The sequence below is a fragment of the Pedobacter sp. genome (genome assembly GCF_965249885.1).
In the GTDB taxonomy this organism is placed as follows: domain Bacteria; phylum Bacteroidota; class Bacteroidia; order Sphingobacteriales; family Sphingobacteriaceae; genus Pedobacter.
Map to the genome: position 1 here is coordinate 1,280,013 of NZ_OZ252254.1, position 20,635 is coordinate 1,300,647.

The following is a 20,635-nucleotide window of genomic DNA, read 5'->3' on the forward strand; positions in this document are numbered from 1 at the left end:
CTTTAAAATCCAAATCTAACACCCAAGGTATATGCTGAAGTTTCTGGGAAAACAAATCGCTTTTCTGCTACACCGTTTCGCCCCTTTGTACCAGCATCTTTATACAGGTAAAGTAGGTTGGTAGCGTTGGCGATAATACTAGCGTTATTTAAACTTAACCGTTCCGACAGTTTTTTAGAAAAGCGGTAAGCCAGCGACACGTTAGACAGCTTGAGGTAACTGGCATCGTATAAATACCGAGACGAGTTGGCTACCACTGACCTGTTGATGAGTAATCGAGGAATATCGGTGATATCACCTGGCCTTTGCCACCTATCCAAAAGGTTAACGCTTTGGTTTCTATTTTGCAGGTTTCTTCCATCAGCCTCATCAATATAATTGGTCATGATAGAATTGCCATAGCTATAGAGGATATTAAATGATACATCAAAATTATAAATGCTGATATTGTTGATGAAACCTCCCTGAAAATCTGGCAACCTATCTGCCAATACCATTGTTGAAGTAATTGGCAACGCATTAATTTCAAATGCCGAACGTAAAGTGCCATTGTTGTCATAAAATTGCTCTGTTCCGTCCTGTGGATTTACACCAGCCCAGCGGTAACCATAGATAGCCGTTGTACTATTGCCCACTTTAAGTCCAGCGGCATCAGCAGCTGAGGAGAAAAGGGCGGCAAAACCGTTGTTAAAAGCAATCAGTTTGTTTTTATTTGTTCCAAAATTAAAGGAAGTATTCCAAGAGAAATTCTGTTTAACGATTACAGGAGTATTAATGCTAAGTTCAAATCCTTGGTTACGCATTCTACCTGTATTAGCGGAGATGGTGTTGAAACCTGTTTCCTGCGGTACAGCCACTGATGATATCAAATCTTTGATGGTGTTGTTGTAATACTCTGCGGTAACGTTTAATTTCTTAAACAAAGTCAAATCTAAACCGATGTTCAGCTTGAAATTTTTTTCCCAACCCAAATCAGGGTTTGGCGCTGAAGAATTATCAGGTAGCGAAATGATGTTGTTGTTGTAACGACTGCCCAGTGATGTACCAAAACTATACAAACCACGAGCGGCGTAACTTCCTATCCTTGAGTTTCCAGTGGAGCCAAAAGTGGTACGCAATTTCACTAGGTTAAACACACGATTATTTTTCAGGAAATCTTCATTGCTTATCAACCAAGCTAAACCTATCGAACCATTAAAAGCTACCTGCTTATCGCCTCCAAAAATGGAGGACTTATCGATGCGAGCATTCACGTTAGCGAAATATTTTTTCTTAAAGTCGTAGCCTAACTGACTATAATAAGATAAGGTTGCATCAGAATATTTTGATGATGCCGAACCTTGTATAGAAGCCATGTTGAGCACCCTATACCTATCGAAACTGAAGCCAGTTCCTGAGCCCCTCAACAAATCAGTTGTTTTATTCTCTAGCTGATGCCCTAACAAAAAATTCACGGTGTGCTTTTCATCAAAAACCTTGTCGTAAGTAGCTTGAATAAAGCCGATGTAACTCAGATAGTTTCTATCGTAAATTTGCAACCTCCCATTTGCATTCCTGCCGGTAGCATTTAGCGCCGAAAAGTACTGCGTTTGTTTGTTTTGGTAGTTCTCTGCACCTAAAGTTGCGGATAAAGCAATTTCTTTAGTGATTTGATATGACCCAGTGAAGTTGCCCAAAAGCTGCATGCCTTTATTGCCATTTTCATTTTGTGTTAAGATAGCCAATGGGTTAGGTACGCCTAAAATATCAGGATATGTTCCATCTGGACCATATGGTGAAATATTTGGAGGTAACAATACCCCGCCGTAGGCAGATAAGTTGTTGCTTTGCGTGTAAGTAGGAGCCAAGTTGAGCGCCAACTTAATTTTGTCACTCATTTTGTGATCAACCCTTAAACGCAAATAAACCTTTTGTAGGTCGTTACCTAAGGATTCAGATTTTTGACTACGATAGCCCGAAGAAAACCTAAACGTAGTGTGATCCGAACCGCCCGCAAAATTAACCCCTAGGTTGTGATAGGTCGCATTTCTGGTGGCTAAATCAAACCAGTTGGTATTTATGGTATTGCTCCCAGCCAATTGCGTAGCTTCTGTTGCAGATCTTCCTCCGTTAATGTAAGTTTCTCTAAGTAAACTATAATATTGTGGGCCGCTTAGCCATTTGTACTCATTAATAAAGTTGGAAACGCCGGTATCGTAATTAACATTGAGTGATGTTTTACCAGGAGCCCCGCTTTTTGTGGTGATAATAATTACGCCGTTCGCAGCATTTGCACCATAAAGCGCTGAAGCCGTAGCGTCCTTAAGTACGGCAATTGATTTAATATCGTCGGGATTGATATTAGAAAGTGGGTTTAAGTAATTTTCACCGTTAAAAACAGTCGACTCGTTTCCTCGTTGTTGTTCGTAAATAGGAACTCCATCCACCACAAATAGAGGCTGTGTAGATGTTCCTCGGCTTGCGCCAAAACTGGGTAGCGAGCCCTGTCCTCGGATATTGATTTTTACCGGAGAATTTAGCTCGGTATTAGTTTCAACCTGCACACCGGCCACTAAACCTTCCAATAATTTGTCAAAACTTTCTATTGGTCGGTAAGTTTGCAGCTGTACACTACTTACTTGCGCAATACTTCCCACAACATCTTCCCTACGTTTTTCTTTGGTATATGAGCCGGTTACTACAATCTCGTTCATCCCAAAAATATCTGCCTGCAAATTAACCTTTAGGTATGTTTGCCCTGCCAATGCTACCGTTTTGGTTTGCATTCCTATGTAAATGAATTCTAGACTAACGTCATTAAGATTATCGCCTACCAAACGTAAAGTAAACTCGCCGTTGCTGTTGGTGATGGCACCTTGCCTAGTACCCTTTCTAAATACATTCACACCAGGAATAGGTTCACTGTCCTCAGTTAGCACCACTCCTGTTATAATTTTTACTTGCGGGGGGGCTCTCCTCTTTCCTTTTCTTATAGAGATATTTTTACCAACAATATTAAAGTCGAGCGAAAATTGTTCGGATAGCGTTTCCAGCACATCCTTTAAGCTAGCTTTTACATTTAAAGTGGCCAATTGAGATAAGTTCACCTCTTTTTGATCATAGTTAAATGTAAATCCAGTTTGTTTTTCTATTTCTCTAATCACATCCGTAAGCGGCTTTTGCCTTAAATTAAGATTAACCGTTGGGTTACTTTGCTGTGCCGCAGCTGAAAATGATAAAAGAAAAATTAATAGAGCGGATAAAAGATACTCTCGGTTTTTCTTCATTTTAATTAATTATGGTTATGGTTTTTTGTGCTAGTTGATAATTGAGTCCTTTTGCAAAGCAGATGCTTTTAACGATATCGATATAGTTTGTTCGCTGGAAACTGCCGGTATAATTCCATTGCTGCTCTCCCGACTTGTTAATTAGGGTAACCCCGTAAGCATTATAAAGTTGGGCGGCAATATCATCGAATGAGCTGTTGTTGAAAGTAATTGTCCCTTTTTGCCATGCTACGGCAGCATTTGCATCAAATGTTGTTTGTAGAAGGCCGTTACCGTTAGGGTTAAAAACGGCCATTTGAGCAGGTTTTAGTTTCAGCTGTTTATTTGAACCTGAGATATTTAATGCAACGCTTCCCTGCAAGAGCGATACTTTGATTGTACTTAAATTTGGATAAGCGCATACATCAAATTTGGTACCCAATACTTTGGTAAAAAGTTTTCCCGTTTTCACGATAAATGGTTTATTGGGATTGTGCGCCACTTCAAAAAAGGCTTCACCAACAAGTTCGACGCTTCTGGTTGCACCTTCAAAATTCTTCTGAAATGTGATGGTACTGTTGCTGTTCAATGTCACTTTGGAGCCATCGCTCAGCAAAAAAATGCTCTTATGCCCAAAAGTATTGTGCTTGGTGACATAAGTTCGTTCATCGTTCTTTTGTTGATAGGTGTTGATTGCTAGAAAAGAAACTAATAGCACTACAGCAGCGGCTACTGCCACCTTAAAATAGTTGAACAAACTGAAAATCTTCGGCTTAGAAACTGGAGGTATAATCGCCGGAGCTTGGTTCAAAAACTCATCAAATTTTGCAAACTCAACTTCAATTTCGATGTCATCCAATTGAAGGTGTAATTGACTAAGTAATCGTTCAGCCGCCTTTATCTCATCCAATTTCTCGGGATGTGTATCAATCCAGTGTTTCCAAAATGCCATTGCATCCGTATCCTTTTTAAGGAAAGAAGCCACAAACGACTCGTCGGCAGCGAAATCAGCAGCCTTGTAAGAATTATAATGCATAGTTTAGGTTGGTTCTTACAACTAAGAGTTGCGACCAGCCTATTTTTACCAGAAAAATTTTTACTTTTTTTTCTTAAGCTTGTTTAAGAGAGCTGATCTCTTAAAATACTCAATGCATTGTGAACATGGTTGTACACGGTGCGAACCTTCAAATCAAGTAGTTGTGCAATCTGCTCGTAACTATTCCCATCGTAAAAACGAAGTTGAAGTACTTGCTTTTGCATTTTAGTCAATTTTGAAAGGCCAATTTCCAGCTGCCTTTTCTTTTCAGCATTTTTTTGGCTAGCAATCAATAAAGTTTCGTAAGACTGCTGAATAGTTTCTTCTACTTCAAAGGTCTCTGGCAAAGTCAACAAAACTGCATCATTCTTAATTTGTTTTAACAACTTATTTCTAAGACAAATTTTAATATACGGCATTAGCTGTAACACCACAGGCAAACGGTCATGCTTTTCCCAAAACTCGCAAAACAACTCGTGTATAGCATCTTTTGTCTTCTCCCTATCGGCAATTAGTTTAAATCCAAAAACATACAGTTCCTGATAGCTCATTTGATATAAGCTTTTCATTGCCGAGCTATCTCCGCTACGAATTCTATCCCAAAGGTTGATTTGCATGTTGAACAAGCGAATATACAACTTCTAATGCTATTTAGAATAATTCTAAACAAATGAGATGCTTATTTTAGTAACATAAAAATAAGGAGAGATTTGAACTTTTAATGCAGTAATTTGTTGTTTTACAGATAAATGATTTACACTTTCTTTATAAGGATTATATTTGCTCCATGAAACAACAAAAACTGGGAAGCATATTATTTTTGGCCCTGCTATTTTTAGTGGCGGCTGTATATAGTGCCCATGTTTTTGTTGACAAACAAAATTCAGTTATTGAGTTGGCAAATGTGAGTCAACAAGACGACACTCCGGAAAATGAAAGTGCAAAAGAGGGGCCTCAATTTATTTTATTCGCCGAAAAATTACCGCGTCATCTCATGACTCTAAATCCGCTATCGATTATCTATAGCAGCGAAATTTTTCATTTACTCCCAGATGCATATACACAATTGCACACGCCACCTCCTGATCTAGTTTAATGATCTTCCGCTAGTCAAAAAACCAAATTTTTAATCAATTATAAATGTTCAAAAAGATGAAAAAATCACTTTTATTGAGTGCTATTGCTATGTTTGGCGTTGCACTACATACTTCGGCACAGACTGTTAAACAAACAGAAATCACTTCTATTAACAATTCTTTAAATACGGTTTTAAAACTAACTCCAATAAATTTCAGCTATGAAAAAGATTGGGCTACCAAACTTAAGCTAAACACGCAAAAACAAAATGGATTTGCGGTAGAAGAGGTTGAAAAAGTAGCACCAGAATTGGTAGTGAACCAACAGAAAACGTACACCTCTGGAAAAAATGCTACCAAAACTGCGACTGTGCCAATGGTAGATTATGAAACTTTAATTCCTCTTTTAGTTGGAAGTATTAAGGAACAGCAACTACAAATTGAAGCGCTAAAAAAAGAAATCAGTGCTTTAAGAAAATCTAAATAACCAATTTTAAATCCCGACTAAAAATCGGGATTTTTTATATTCTTTAGTGAAGCTTAATGCGGAAAGTTGCGGTATTTTGAGAATTTATCTTTATTATTGATCATAAATCAAATCATCATGTTTAAAAAATTACTTCTCATTTTATTCATCTGCTCTTCATTTATTGCCAAATCACAAATTGTTAATCAGCCTAAAATACAAAGAGAATTTAGGGCTGCTTGGGTTGCAAGTGTTGCTAATATCAATTGGCCCAGCAAACCTGGACTTACCAGCCAACAACAGCAAGATGAAGCTATAGCTTTATTGGACATGCTCCAAAAAAATAATTTCAACGCTGTAATTTTTCAAATTAGGCCACAAGCTGATGCTTTTTACAAAAGTGATATTGAACCTTGGTCGTACTATTTAACTGGTGTGCAAGGACAGGCGCCAAACCCTTATTACGATCCGCTTGAATTTTGGGTGAATGCTGCTCACGAACGTGGCATGGAACTTCATGTTTGGTTGAATCCCTACCGAGCGCACCATATTGCTGGCGGCGAAGTAAGCGAGTTTTCGGTGGTAAAAAAGCACCCTGACTTGGTAGTAAAATTGAAACAGGGCTATTGGTGGTTTGATCCTTCGAAAAAAGGAACCCAAGATTTAGCTTCCTCTGTAGTAAAAGATATTGTTAAACGCTATGACATTGATGGAGTACATTTTGACGATTACTTTTACCCTTACGCCGAATACAATGGTGGCAACGATTTTCCTGACGAAGAAAGTTTTGCTATTTATCAAAAAGGTGGCGGCAAGCTTTCGAGGGGAGATTGGAGAAGGGAACAAGTGAACAAATTTGTAAAACGAGTTTACAGCGAAATCAAAAAGGAGAAAAAACACGTAAAATTTGGGATCAGTCCATTTGGAATTTGGAGGCCAGGCTATCCAGAATCAATTAAAGGAATGGACCAATACGAAAAACTATATGCTGATGCTAAGCTATGGCTTAACAAAGGTTGGATCGATTATTTCATGCCTCAATTGTATTGGCAAATTAACAATATCCCTTTAAGCTTTCCGGTTTTATTGGGATGGTGGCAAACGGAGAACACCAAAAATAGGCACTTGTGGCCAGGTTTAAATAGCGGCATAGGTGGCGGAGAAAAAAACAGTGATGAAATCATTAATCAAATCATGATTGCTAGAGGCATCATTCCTAATTCTCCGGGCGTAGCGCATTGGAGCATTGGAGCATTAACCAAACATGAAAGCTTAAGAAATGATCTGTTGGCGGGACCTTACAAAGAAGAAGCTTTAATTCCCGTATCTCCATGGTTAGACAAAAAAGCGCCGGCAGCAGTCAGTGTAAACAAGGAGGATAGAAATACTGACCTTTATATCAAATGGACACCAAAGGAGGCAAGCGATGTATTTAAATATGTGGTTTATACGCAATATGGTGAAAAGTGGACTTACCGTACATTGAATATGAAGAGCAGTTTTTTACAAGTACCTAAAGTAATGGAAGTAAACGCTAAAACTAAAGCCACCGCTACACTAAAAGCGATAAAAGTTACTGCTATAGATAGAACTGGCAACGAAAGTGATGGTGAGATAATAACCTTGTAAAAACGGGCTGCCCCAGATCCTGTTCGATCAACTTTAGAAGGCAGTCCCGCATGTAATTAACAAATAGTTCAGTCAAAAAAAGCTGAACTATTTGTTATTGTTAACCGTAAAAACACTTTTGTTTAGTCCAACTCCAGTAATTTTCAACGATTTCCAGTTTTTCGGTAGCGCCGAAGGTAACTGAACAATACCTTTATCTGTGATATCCAGTCCACCAAAACCCATTAAAACGCCTTGCAAAGCGCCACCAGCTCCAGTTGCAAAGTAAGGATTAGTGCCCCCTTTTGTTTCCGCAATTACTCTAAACGGCGAGTTTAAATTAGGCTGATAAGCTTCTTTCAAAAACTGATACGCTTTCTCACCGTTTCCAGTTCTAGCATATAAAAGCGCAAATATGGCATGTGTCATTGCTGGTGTTCCTTCGTTTGGAATACGAATTTCATAGTAGGCCAAATCTTTTTGTATCTGCAATTTATCTGTTATAGTTTTCAATGGATAAGCTAATAAATTTACATCCGCTTGTTTAATTCCTTCGCCGTTATAGGTGGCATGTTCCCTAGTCACTCCGCCCTCAAACTTTAAAATTGGAATGTTTTTTTCTACCAACTCCCAATCTGTATTTTTTTGCAGACCCAGAATTAAAGCTGCAGCATTAGCATTTTTTAAATTTGCCTTTGCAGCTGCATTTGTGAAAGCATTATTATCTACATTTTCCGCCCATTCGTCAGCAGCTACTACATTTTTGATATCGTACTGACCCGGTCCGTTGCGTTCTACTCTGCTTGCCCAAAAATCGGCAGTTGCCGATAAAATTGGCCAACCCTTTTCTTTCAGCCATTCCTTATCCTGTGTTACACAGTAATAATTCCATGCTGCAAGCGCAACATCGGCAGAAATATGATGCTCGAAAGGGCCACTTAATGCCCAAACAGGTGTTTCCTCAACGCCAGTATCGGCGCTTTCCCATGGAAACATGGCACCCTTATAACCGTGTGCAAAAGCATTTTGACGAGCGGCATCTAGACGTTGATAACGATATTCGATGAGCGATTTCGCAATATCAGGATGTAGCACCAAGAGTACTGGAAACATCCATAAATCGGTATCCCAAAACACGTGGCCATTGTACCCAAGTCCTGACAAGCCCATTGGTGAAATTGAGTATGCTGTACCAGCTCTTGAAAATGAGGTAAGGTGATACAACATGCTATGGATATCCTGCTGCAACTGTGGATCTCCATCTATTTGAATATCTGATTGCCATATCTCTTCCCAAGCCCTGTTATGAAACGAGACCAATCGATCGCGGCCTTCTAATTTTGCGAAAATTGTCATCCTCTCTGCTTCATTTAACGGATCGGCATGCTGGGCAGAAGTAATAGTACTGCCAACAACTGAGAAGGTGTAAGTTTGTCCCTGTTTTAAAATTTTATTGAATTTCATCAAATGACGGTTACTATCCCACATTTCATGTATAATTCTTGGCTCGGCACCATGCTTCTCATTAAAAATAAAACTATTTGATGCGCAAAACTGCAATTTGCCTGTAGGACTTTTGGCTGTAGAGGTTAACAGGCTCAAAGTTACGTGTGGCCGATCTATTTCATTATAGTAATTCTGCATTTCCCGCAATGCATCTGGACTTTCCATTACACTTGCAGCCGTCAAATTGAAATCTTGTAATGCCGTAATGCTAATGTCGGTGAGGACGGTGTAGGGTAAATGCCTCAACGCATAATAAGTATACGTAACTTTTGCTTTATTACCGTAATCAAGTTGGGTAGTGAACGATGCATGTCGCATATCCAACTGCTGGCTCATATTTTTGGTATTATTTGCATTTAAACGCTGGCCATCAATTTCAACATACATGTTTAGTAGATCAAATCCATTGATGAAGTTGCTCACCCTACCACGTCCATACGTGTCATAAGCACCAGCTAATACGACATTTGCCACCTTAAAAGGTTGCGGCGAAGAGACCACCCCAATCATTCCGTTGGCGACAGTTACGCCGTAGTAGTTAGATGGATCAATTTTATCTACGGTAATTTTCCATGGATCCTGAGCCTTAGCAAACATGAAAAAGCTGGTAAATGCGATAAAGATCAATATTCTATTCATCATCAATAGTTAATGTGCAATAAAAAAGAGAGTCCATTAAATGGACTCTCTGACGGTTTAGTAACCCGGATTTTGCTTTAGATTTGTATTTAACTGAGTATCTGGTATTGGATAAAGTAGATATTTAACATCGCTAGCTTGCTTTTCCTGCCAAGCGTTTAGCCACTTTCCAAAACGGATCAAGTCCGTACGACGATGACTTTCCCAATAAAACTCACGACCAAGCTCGTCAAGCATCACATCGTTTGTTAATGCAGCTAGTGTTGCCGCACCACGGACGGTTCTCAGATCATTCACAATAGTTAATGCTGCCGATGGACTATTAGTTCTTAATAACGCTTCTGCTTTCATTAGCAATACATCAGCATATCTTAAATATACCCAATCATTATCTGGACTATTGATATTAGCGTAATCAATAAGGTACTTCCAAACGCGTATACCAGCCACTTCTAGATGATTGATATCTTTTTCGATGATACTAACTTCTGGTGTAAAAGCTAAGTTATTACCTCTTCGATCTTTAAGTGCAACCCCATCCTTATTGTACTGCTGCCCTACGTTGAAACCAGCTTTAATTCCTCCTACGTCGGTAAAACCTGTGTAATTACCTCCTCTACGGGCATCTGCTGCCGTAAATTTGTTGTAAAAATCAGACAGGGTAGAGAAGCCATTCCAGCCTCCCGGGTTCATATTGTAGTGTGCAGGTGCAAAGGAAAAACCATTCATAGCACCGCTACCGTCACCACCGCCAATGTTATGACCTGTAAAAATATTTTCGGTTGACAAGGTCTCGTTCCTAGGCGCAAAATTATCGAAGTAATTAACCGCCAAGGAGTATTTGCCAGTTGCGATGATCTCGTCAGCAAGTGAAATTACCTTTTGCATATCGGCCACATCAAATGTTGGCGACTGGCGGTTTGCAAAAACCCCTTTATTTAAGTAGCATTTCATCAACAAAGCTTTAGCAGCTTCTTTAGTTGCAGTATACGGTTTAGTTCCTGCTGCAGTAGCGCTAGGCAATGATGGAATAATTTCGCTTAACTCGGCGATCATCCAAGTGGTTGCTTGAGAAGCACTACGAACTTTTGCTGGCTTTGTCAAATCCTCTCCTGGTTCCCTGTAAGGTACTTGCCCAAACAAATCTACAATTGAGAATGTAGCTAATGCTCTCAGGAAACGGGCTTCGGCAGCCTGTTGAGCAGAGGGGTTATAACGTAAAAGATCGGTTGCAGCGAAGGTTGTGCCTGTCAAATCTTTCATCGTACTATATATGCGAGGATGAAAGGATGTCCACTTATGCAAGTGCAATGCTCGCCAGTCGCCACCGTCATCCCAATCACCTCCACGTGTTGGTATAATTACTTCATCTGAACTTACTTCTTGTAGTGACCATACGCCCCAAGGCCCTTCAAATGGATTTCGCAAAGAAGTATAAACCCCTGTCAATAAAGAGCCTGGATTAGTGGCACCGCCACTAACCTGTGTTCCAGAAAGCTCACTATTTAAATTTTCTTCCAACTTTGTACATGCAGTAAATGCTAACAGTGCTACTGGAAAGACTAACCATGTTTTTCTATTAAAAATTTTCATACTTTAATTTTTTGTATGTATTAAAGAGATAAATTAACTCCGAAAGTAAAAGTGCGTGCCGTAGGATATGGGATATACTCAATGCCTGCTGATGGTACGCCATTTACGTTTTTATCTACATTTACTTCTGGATCAAAACCGGTAAACTTAGTAATGACGAATAAGTTCGCACCTGTTACCGATACATTTACATTTTTAAATGCTCTACCAACATCACCAATTTTATAGCTTAAAGTAGCATTGGCCATTTTAAGATAACTTCCTCTTTCGATGTACCTGGATGACGCTGCAATTGGGTTAGCTAAAGATTCTTTAACCGCACCTCCAACCAAACTGGTAGCGATATTTCGAGCTCCTAAATTTGAAATGGAGATTACTGAATTTGCTGTATTGTTATAAATATCTTGGCCGAAGGCACCGTTCATATTTGCCGTAAACGTGAACTTTTTATAACCAAAAGATGAGCTAATGCCTAACAAAGTGGAAGGATTAGGATTACCTACATAGTATGATGTAAATCCTCCATCAGTATAAACGGAAAAACCATTGGCATCTAGACCTTCGAATTTTCTAGTAACCATGGCAAACAATGGCAAGCCGTTTTGAATTACTTCTGTTGTAACGCCGCTCAATCCCTGGCCATTAAGCGAGCCAGTTAGGATCGTGTTTTCCATACCGCTAACTTTATTTTTCAGGAAAGTTGCATTCACTGTCATATCCCATGAAAAATCTCTTGCTTTAGCTATTTTACCGCTTAAAGAGAATTCTAAACCACTATTTTTAATAATACCTGGTAGGTTAACCCAAGTAATTGCCGCTGCTGGCGATGACGGGAAAAATGGCGCACGTGGGTATAGTAAATCGGTGGTTTTTTTACTGAAATAGTCTATAGAACCTGTAATTCTGTTTGAAAACAAAGCATAGTCCAAGCCCACGTTTACTTGCTCATCAGCCTGCCACTTTAAGTTTTCGTTGGCATTATTAGCTAAACCAAACGCCAAAGGGCCAGAAGTTGCATAACGTTCCTGAGAGGCACCGGCTGGGAACTCTTGATTTCCAGTTTTACCCCAACCAGCTCTCAGTTTAAGCAAATTTATAGCATCAACTTTAAAGAAATTTTCTCTGTTGATATTCCATGCTGCCGAGAATGATGGAAAATATCCATACTTATTGTTATCGCCAAACTTAGTTGAGCCATCTATACGAAAAGTTGCGGTAAACAAATATTTGTCCTTATAATTTAATATCGCTCTAGCAAATTGCGATTGCAATTCTGATTTAGGCTCGTCAAAAGAGGTTAAGAAACGCCTAGACGTTGGTGCGTAACCTAGGATATTGGTATAATCAATTGGGGTGCTATCAAAGCCAAATGCGTAGCTGGTAGTCCCTTTATTTGTATACTTCATATATTCAAAGCCTACAATAGCATTCAAAGAAAGATCATGCGCAAGCTGTGTGTTATAGTTTAAAGTATGTGTATTTTGAAACGTACTTAACTCATTATTAGCAACGTAGCCCAATCCACCGTTAGATTGAATTTCTTCGAGATTAATATAATTGCGTATAGAGGCTCTTAAGCCGCCGGTGGCATAAAAAACACTGGCAATCATTCGATACTCTAGTCCTTTCGCAATTTTATAATACGGGGAGAAACTTGCTAAAACTGTAGTTTCCTTGGTTTTATTGCTATACGCATCTAGCATAGCAACAGGATTTACGATTGTTCCAGTACCAACGTAAGCGCTGCCATCTGCGTTGTACAATGCACGGGTAGGGTTCCATGACAATGCCTGACCAAGTACACTGCCTTGGTAACCGGCGTTGTTTGAAATCGGTGCGTTTGTGTTCCGTACTTGGCTGGTAACCAAATTTACATCTAATCCCAATTTCTTATTCTCCAGAAACAGGAAATTTCCAGCACCACCTGCGGTATATTTATCAAAGTCTGATTTCTTTACCACGCCCTGTATGCCTTGATATCCAAACGATAAACGGAATCTAGAGCGATCTGTACCTCCTTTCATTGAAAGAGAAAGATCTTTATTGTGCGCCGTGCGAGTAATCTCTTTTACCGCATCTACATCATTTCCAAAATCTGCACCATTTACATTATAAAGGCGCAAGGCATCCCTATATTGTCCTGCATCCATGACATCAATGGAACGCATCAATGTACTTATGCCGGTTGAAGCAGTTAAATCTGTATTGATAGCATTATTTTTACCTTTTTTGGTTGTAATCACCACTACACCATAAGCTGCCCTAGCGCCATAAATTGCTGTAGCAGAAGCATCTTTTAAAACTTCAATAGATTCTATATCCGCTGCGTTGATAAAGCTCAAAGGGTTACCTCCGGGTGTTGCTCCTAAGCCGCCTATACCAAAACCTGGCCTAGCACTTCGGCCATCCAGCGCAACGCCATCCAGTACATAAAGTGGTTGTCCAGACCCTGTAATAGCCGAGTTACCGCGGATACGGACGGTTGTAGGGCCGCCCGGCTGACCACTATTATTCAGCATCATCACCCCTGAAACTTTACCCTGAATCAATTGATCAGGCGCTACCACTGGTCCTTTGTTGAAATCTTTTGCAGAAACCGTCGCTACAGATCCTGTGAGGTCATTTTTCTTTACCGTAGCATAACCAACAATTTGCACACCGTCCAAATCATTTGTTGATTCGAGGATTACATCAATTACTGTACGGTTATCCACGCTAACGGTCTGTGTTTTTTGGCCTACGTAGCTAAAGGTCAACTTTGCAGTACCCGAAGGAACACTAATAGTGAATTTACCATCTGCATCAGTTTGCGTTTTAGCTGTGCCGCTAACAACTTGTACCGTTACCCCTGCCAATGGAAATTTATCAGTATCCGTTACAGTGCCCTTGACCACACTTTGTGCGAAGGCAAAGCTGGTTAAAGACAGGGTTAAAAAGAGCAACAGAGTGACCCTTTTTAAATTATACAATTTTTGGCTGTACAAATCGGCGAGCCAATTGCTGTGTCGTAAAATATTGTTCATAGATTTAAATAATTGGTTTAAAAATTAATTCATTTGCTTTCTGAAAGCTTAGTTAGGGTGGTTTCTTGGTTTTGGTTTTCATTTTCTAATCATTAGTTGTTGTCCATTTCCATTTTCATTTTGAGATATACGCCGTTGGTCCAGCCAAAGCCGTCTTGGTTAGGGTATTCACCTCCACCAGCTGCTATTGTGGTGTCCATTACGTTGTATTTCTCCATGATTTTTCCGGTAGCGTAAAAAACACGCTCTACATTTTTTGTCCAGTTATTGGCAATTTGATCAGCTAGTGGATAAAAGCCATAATTTTTTAAACCACGGTAGGCTGTCCACTGCAAAGGGGCCCAACCATTGGGTGCGTCCCATTGCTGGCCTGTAGTGCTTAAGGTAGTTAGCAAGCCGCCGAGCTGTACAAAACCATCAGCCAAATGAGCCTTTACCTGTTCTGCCTGTTGTTGTGTGGCGATCTCAAAAAAAAGCGGATAAACCATCGCTGCGTTCAGTACATCCGATGAAGTGTTCCGCTCAAGATCGAAGTCCATAAATGTCTTTAAGTCATCATTCCATAGGTATTTTTGAATGCCATAAAAACGACTTTCGGCTTTAGACCTGAAAAATTCAGCTGTCACATCATCGCCTGTATAGGCACATATTTCTGCTATTCTTCTTTCCAAATTCCACAATAGGCAGTTTAAATCTATTGGAATAATGGAAGTAGTTTTTATACTCTGCAATTTCGAAGCGCTGGCCAACCAACGGGAGGAAAAATCCCATCCAGAAGCACAGGCAGAGCGAATGTTTCGGTAAAGCTGAGCAGTGTTCAATGTAGTAACACCCAACTCGGTATCTTCCCAGTAACTTTCCGGCCTAGGTTTGTCTGAGTTGTCCCAATAGCGGTTTAAAACCACTCCTTCAGAAATTCTAACCACGTGATTAACGGCGTTATTCGTATCACTTAACATAGATGAACCCTGCATCCAAAAGTCGTACTCGTTCTTTAAATGTGGCAAATACTTCACCTGTATATTTGGATCATCTTTAGCCAACAAGTCGACCATCAGTGAGAAATATGGGGGTTGAGAGCGAGTTAAGAAATAGGTTCTATTAGCATTGGGTATAAATCCAAATTGTTCAATGAGGTGAGCGAAATTATCTACTACATTTTTCAGTAAATCATTTCTTCCAGCCGCCTGTAATCCCAACATGGTGAAATAACTATCCCAGTAAAAGAGCTCTCTAAACCTGCCGCCCGGCACCACATAAGGATAAGGCAAATCGATTAAAGTGCTATTTACCGTGTTTGTTTTATGGGTTAATTTGTCCCACAGGCTGTTAATGTGTTCGATGATAGAACTATTGCCACTTAAAGCGGCGGTTTCAACTTTTTGAGGGAGTAAGAAAGTAGATTTTAAAAATTGTAACAGATTAAAGGTGGGTTGTTGATTTTGCTCTCTATACTTTTTTACAATCTCATCAATCGGCAAAACAGGGATACAATCCGTAAAAAACTTTTGATCATGAAAAACTCTTTGCGTTTGTACGTCCGTAAACAATTCGGCCAAATCTTCTAAATGAAACATTTTTTCCATAGCTCACGCATTATTGAGTGATTAGATTTTCAGAACGAAACTTTTTAAAGAGAAATAGCGAAAAGCATAATGCAATTATGGGCAGAAGCGAAAAGTAAAAAGCGGTAGTACCTCCGTAGCTTTCGAAAATATTTCCGGTGATGAAAGACCCTAAAGTTCCACCTAAAGCTGAAAACACCACAATGAGACCTGACATTGCGCCGTGCCGGTTTTTGGGAAGTGCAGCCAATACCAGCGAATTGATAACGGGATAGATTGGGGCTAGAAAAAAACCGATTAAGGGGAAAATATAGGCTACCATGGGAATATCTTTCCAAGAACTGATAGTAGTGTTGCTCGTGGTATTGGCCCAAGGCATGGCAATTAAAACCAATGCACTTGCTGAGGCCAAACAAACGATCAAGGTAGGCAACCAGGATGCTCTTTTTAATGTAAAACCGGCCGAAAACCGGCCGAAAGCAGTTGCAGCCGCTAAAACACTTGCAATTAATACGCTGTAAGTTGAAGGCAAGTGTAGTACTTTATTGTTGAAAGTTGGCAGCCAGCTCATGATACTCTGTTCGACAAGCACGTAAAGAAAAGCACAAAGGATAAAGGATATAATGAATGGATAAGTAAGCAACTTTAACATTTGCAAAAGCGATTGCCTTAGGTCGCTGTCACCTACCTTTGCGGCCGACTCGTCGAGGGTTGAACTGGTGAGCAGCAACCAGGCTAAGGCGTAAAGTGCGCCTATGAGATAATAAAATTTAAACCATTTATCGGAGGCAGCATTTGTATCTTCAATAAAATAACTGAATAAAAAATAGCCAGATAAGATGCCTATCATAAAGAAGCTTTCGATGAAATTCATCAAACTGAGGTGCTCCTTTTCGTTACTTGTAATTAGGCCAATAGTACCAAAAACCGAAATCTTAACCAGTGCAAAGCTTGCCCCGGTAATTACAAATAATAGTTTGATTGCTAAATAGGTTTTTAAAGACGGAACGACAAAACAAATTGCCGTTACAAAAAACAACGCCAGCTGCATAGATTTTTTATAGCCAATCTTCGTAATAAAAGATGCAACGATAAATGATACCGCTGCAATGGACAAATCTTTACAGGCTTCAAGAATACTTACTTTAGAGGCAGAAATGTGATAATACCGCTGCGTTTGCAGGATTACAGTGCCGACGCTATTCAACAATATCCCAAAAAGAAAATAGTTGATAACTATGGAAGTTTTCACTTTCAAAAATTTCATAGGTAGATGTTTGGTTAGATGTTCGCCTAGGCTTATCACAAATTTGATCAATACTTAGCGAAGTAAATTATGCTAAACCCACAATTTGTTTAACTGTATTAATATTTTGGTGATTTGTATAGTATTGTATATATTGGCTTTACCTATGAAAATACATTACGAACTGGTAAAGCCAGACGACAATTCGTCTATTAGATTCCTGTACCAAAAATTGGCTATCAAAGATCATTTTTGGGAATACCACTACCACCCCGAGTATGAATTAGTTTGTGTATTTGAAGGTTCAGGCACTAGACATGTAGGCACGCATTTGAGCGCCTACGAAAATGGAGATCTGGTACTTATTGGATCAAATGTGCCTCATTCGGGATTTGGCTTGAACGCCAATGACCCGCATGTTGAAATTGTGGTGCAGATTCATCCAGATGTGCTTTCTGAAACCTTGGGCTTGCCGGAAATGAAGGAACTGGCAGCTTTATTAAAACAATCAACGAAAGGCATTCGATTTTTAAGGCCGGCCCAAGAAAAAGTGAAGAAAATGCTGATTGGCATGATCAACATGAAACCATTCGACAGGCTTATTGAATTCATCAGAATCTTAAGATATTTATCTACCACAGCAGATTACGAAGTGTTAAACAATCAAGAAATTGTAGATAATGTCAATAAGCACCAGTCTAGGTTACAGAAAATCTTTAGTTACGTGGAATTGCATTATAAAAATGAAATCGAGATTAGCGATGTAGCAGATCTTGTAAATATTTCAGTGCCATCGTTCTGTAACTATTTCAAGAAAACTACCCAAATTACATTTACAGAGTTTGTGAATCGCTACAGGATACAAAAAGCTTGCGTACTATTAATTGACGACAAAACCATTGCTGGTGTTTGCTTTGAATGTGGTTTCAACAATGTCACTTATTTCAATAAAATTTTTAAAAGAATAATGGGCAAAACACCTTCAGAATTTAAAAACGAATATTATTTGCTAGATAAAGGGAGAGTCTTATTGAACGAGCAACCGGTTACAATTCTACCGAAAAATCGTTTATCAGCATCACCACACTGAATCAAAAATTGATAGTAAATGTTAGAAGATATAGTGGTTTACTACATTAAAATTACGGAGCATAAAGTATTTGAGATACTCGCCTCAAGTTTACTTCGTGCTCCGCAACCATGAACCTTTAAGATATAAGCTTGGTTAGGATTGAATTAGCCATTCTTTAAATCCTTCAAAATCTACTCCTAACTCATCTGCTTGTTTCGTCCGGCCTTCCAATGCTATCACCGACGCTGGAATTTCAATTTTAGCGGCTAACTCAGCAGGAAAAATATCTGGAAATTTACAAGCATGCGCAGTAGACAAAAACACCGCAGCACCGTCATAACTATAATCTTTTCGGTAAGCTGCTACCGCTAAATACGCAATTGCCGTATGTGGGCAAGCGATATAGTCATATTTTGAATCGATTGTTTTGATACCTTCCAGCGTTTCTTCATCGTTAAACCTGTAAGCACATACTTTCTCTTTTACTAAAGTAGCATCTTCACTGAACAAATTCATGATTCGCACCCAGTTACTTGGCGCTCCAACATCCATTGCATTAGCATAGGTTTGTACAGATGGCTTAGTTTCATACACACCCGTTTCCAAAAAACGAGGAACCGTATCGTTTACATTGGTGGCGGCAATAAATTGTTTCACTGGCAAGCCCATCTTGTAAGCCAACAATCCTGCACCAATGTTTCCGAAATTACCGCTAGGTACCGAGAAAACTACATCTTTAAAGCCTTTTCTTTTTAGTTGTGCATAGGCATTAAAGTAATAGAAAGTTTGCGGAATTAAACGGGAAATATTAATAGAATTGGCAGATGTTAAACGGAATTTTTTGTTCAGCTCCTCATCAGCGAAAGCTTGCTTTACCAAAGCTTGGCAATCGTCGAAAGTTCCGTCTATTTCAATGGCCCTAATATTTTGTCCTAAGGTAGTAAGCTGCTGCTCCTGTATTGGGCTTACTTTTCCCTTTGGATAGAGGATAGTTACCCTTGTATTGGCTACGCCTAAAAAGCCTAAGGCTACAGCGCCACCTGTGTCGCCCGAGGTAGCTACCAAAACATCTAATAGCTGCTCGCCATCCCTCAAGTAATACGCCATTACGCGACTCATGAAACGGGCTCCAAAATCTTTAAAAGCTAGTGATGGACCATGGAAAAGTTCCAGAACGAATGTTTTCTCGTCTAGTGCAACAGCAGGTGCATCAAAATTGGCGGCTTCTTCTACCAAAGCCTTCAAGTCCTCAGCAGGGATTTCATCTTTAAGCAACGCAAACGCCACTTCGTAAGCAATCTCGGTTAAGGTGTACTGCTCAATGTTTTCGATAAATGAAGCCGGTAATTGAGGAATTTCCTCAGGCATGTATAATCCCTTGTCTAAAGGCATGCTATTGAAAACCGCATCTTTAAAAGAAACGCGTAAGTCTTTATTATTGGTTGAGTAGAATTTCATTTTAGGAGTATTAGGTTTAACGTTATATGTTTTTTACGTAATCAGTAGTCGACACATAAAATGTATAACGTAATACATATAACTTATAACGTTTTTGGTCCTTCCGTATTCACTTCAGACACGTAAGCTTGGCTTTTGATATTAATTTGATGCAAATGCATTTGCTGTGCTTTAGTAATTTTTTTGGCGCTTTCTTCATCCTTAGTTAAAGCAAAAACCGATGGCCCAGAACCCGATATCCCGAACCCTACAGCACCGTTTTCCATCGCCAATTTGCGTAGCACTTCAAAATCTGGAATAAGGATGGAACGGGTAGGCTCTACCAGCACATCTTTCATGCTTCTGCCCACCAAATCCATATCATTTAAGAATAAACCGCTCACCAAACCTGCCACATTGCCCCACTGCGTAACAGCGTCTTTAAGCGCTACTTTGGAGCGGATCATTTGGCGGGCATCTTTAGTTGGCACATCTACCTCAGGGTAAACAATGGCAGCATACATGCCGTCAGGTACTGGCAGCGAAATCACATCTAAGGGTTCGTAGCTGCGGACTAATACAAAGCCACCCATAATTGCTGGGGCTACATTATCCGCATGGCCATAACCGCAAGCAATTTCTTCGCCTTTCATGGCAAAAGGTACAAGCTCTTTAGCTGTAAGTAAATTTCCCATCAATTGGTTAATGGCGTATAAGCCGGCCACGGTACTTGCAGAACTAGAGCCTAAGCCGCTTCCAATGGGCATTTTTTTATGTAGTTCTATCTCAACACCTATATCTTCACGATTGATATGGCTCAAATAATGCTTAACTGATGCACTAACAGTGTTTTTATCGCTATTTAACGGCAGCTTGCCATCATCTCCGGTAATTTTCAGTAAACGAACGCCAGGCTCTTCAACCAAACGCATAACTACTTCATCACCGGGAGCATTTACCGCAAAACCTAGCACATCGAATCCGCAAACCACATTAGCAACAGTTGCTGGGGCAAAAACACGAATTTCCTTTAAATCCACTTTTTGTTTTTTAGGTTCCAAAAGTGTAGCTGTATTGTTTGACATTTTGTTTTCTTTTTTAATAGTATTACCGCCATTGCGGG

14 protein-coding genes are annotated in these 20,635 nt (G+C 39.7%); 4 read left to right on the forward strand and 10 right to left on the reverse strand.

Features of this window, described 5'->3' with window-relative positions; translation table 11 throughout:
• Positions 1-2: 2 nt before the first annotated feature.
• The 3 genes from ACY2A0_RS05425 to ACY2A0_RS05435 all read right to left on the reverse strand — a co-directional run bounded on the left by ACY2A0_RS05425 (position 3) and on the right by ACY2A0_RS05435 (position 4,898).
• Positions 3-3,266 carry a SusC/RagA family TonB-linked outer membrane protein gene (locus tag ACY2A0_RS05425; protein ID WP_461788539.1) on the reverse strand — a complete coding sequence of 1,088 codons (3,264 nt, stop codon included), beginning with the start codon at positions 3,264-3,266 and terminating at the stop codon, positions 3-5.
• Position 3,267: 1 nt separating this feature from the next.
• On the reverse strand, positions 3,268-4,281 hold the full coding sequence (locus ACY2A0_RS05430; protein WP_461788540.1) for a FecR family protein: 1,014 nt from the start codon (positions 4,279-4,281) through the stop codon (positions 3,268-3,270).
• An 83-nt stretch (positions 4,282-4,364) separates the two neighbouring features.
• Positions 4,365-4,898 (reverse strand): RNA polymerase sigma factor, encoded by a 534-nt coding sequence (locus ACY2A0_RS05435; RefSeq protein ID WP_461788541.1) that lies wholly within the window; start codon positions 4,896-4,898, stop codon positions 4,365-4,367.
• Positions 4,899-5,068: 170 nt separating this feature from the next.
• Here ACY2A0_RS05435 and ACY2A0_RS05440 point away from each other — a divergent pair, with 170 nt between their 5' ends.
• From ACY2A0_RS05440 to ACY2A0_RS05450, 3 genes are all read left to right on the forward strand, one after another.
• Positions 5,069-5,377, forward strand: a complete 309-nt coding sequence (locus ACY2A0_RS05440) for a hypothetical protein (RefSeq protein WP_461788542.1) — start codon at positions 5,069-5,071, stop codon at positions 5,375-5,377.
• Between the two features lie 56 nt (positions 5,378-5,433).
• Positions 5,434-5,844 carry a tail fiber domain-containing protein gene (locus ACY2A0_RS05445; RefSeq protein WP_461788543.1) on the forward strand — a complete coding sequence of 137 codons (411 nt, stop codon included), beginning with the start codon at positions 5,434-5,436 and terminating at the stop codon, positions 5,842-5,844.
• A gap of 117 nt (positions 5,845-5,961) precedes the next feature.
• Positions 5,962-7,452, forward strand: a complete 1,491-nt coding sequence (locus ACY2A0_RS05450; protein ID WP_461788544.1) for a glycoside hydrolase family 10 protein — start codon at positions 5,962-5,964, stop codon at positions 7,450-7,452.
• A gap of 87 nt (positions 7,453-7,539) precedes the next feature.
• Here the strand turns inward: ACY2A0_RS05450 and ACY2A0_RS05455 are convergent, their stop codons facing one another.
• From ACY2A0_RS05455 to ACY2A0_RS05475, 5 genes are all read right to left on the reverse strand, one after another.
• The gene (locus tag ACY2A0_RS05455; RefSeq protein ID WP_461788545.1) at positions 7,540-9,579 is read right to left on the reverse strand and encodes a glycoside hydrolase family 65 protein; all 2,040 of its coding nucleotides are present in this window, start codon (positions 9,577-9,579) and stop codon (positions 7,540-7,542) included.
• Between the two features lie 54 nt (positions 9,580-9,633).
• Complete coding sequence (locus ACY2A0_RS05460) at positions 9,634-11,169, reverse strand: RagB/SusD family nutrient uptake outer membrane protein (RefSeq protein WP_461788546.1); 1,536 nt, start codon at positions 11,167-11,169, stop codon at positions 9,634-9,636.
• A 20-nt stretch (positions 11,170-11,189) separates the two neighbouring features.
• Positions 11,190-14,192 (reverse strand): SusC/RagA family TonB-linked outer membrane protein, encoded by a 3,003-nt coding sequence (locus ACY2A0_RS05465; RefSeq protein ID WP_461788547.1) that lies wholly within the window; start codon positions 14,190-14,192, stop codon positions 11,190-11,192.
• Positions 14,193-14,284: 92 nt separating this feature from the next.
• On the reverse strand, positions 14,285-15,778 hold the full coding sequence (gene treF / locus ACY2A0_RS05470) for an alpha,alpha-trehalase TreF (protein ID WP_461788548.1): 1,494 nt from the start codon (positions 15,776-15,778) through the stop codon (positions 14,285-14,287).
• Between the two features lie 10 nt (positions 15,779-15,788).
• Complete coding sequence (locus ACY2A0_RS05475; protein ID WP_461788549.1) at positions 15,789-17,024, reverse strand: MFS transporter; 1,236 nt, start codon at positions 17,022-17,024, stop codon at positions 15,789-15,791.
• 145 nt (positions 17,025-17,169) lie between these two features.
• Between ACY2A0_RS05475 and ACY2A0_RS05480 the strand changes: the two genes are divergently transcribed.
• Positions 17,170-18,093, forward strand: a complete 924-nt coding sequence (locus tag ACY2A0_RS05480) for a helix-turn-helix domain-containing protein (RefSeq protein WP_461788550.1) — start codon at positions 17,170-17,172, stop codon at positions 18,091-18,093.
• A 135-nt stretch (positions 18,094-18,228) separates the two neighbouring features.
• Here the strand turns inward: ACY2A0_RS05480 and thrC are convergent, their stop codons facing one another.
• Positions 18,229-19,533 (reverse strand): threonine synthase, encoded by a 1,305-nt coding sequence (gene thrC / locus ACY2A0_RS05485; protein WP_461788551.1) that lies wholly within the window; start codon positions 19,531-19,533, stop codon positions 18,229-18,231.
• Between the two features lie 83 nt (positions 19,534-19,616).
• A complete protein-coding gene (locus ACY2A0_RS05490) occupies positions 19,617-20,597 on the reverse strand; it encodes a homoserine kinase (protein ID WP_461788552.1) in 981 nt (326 codons plus the stop codon).
• Positions 20,598-20,635: the final 38 nt, after the last annotated feature.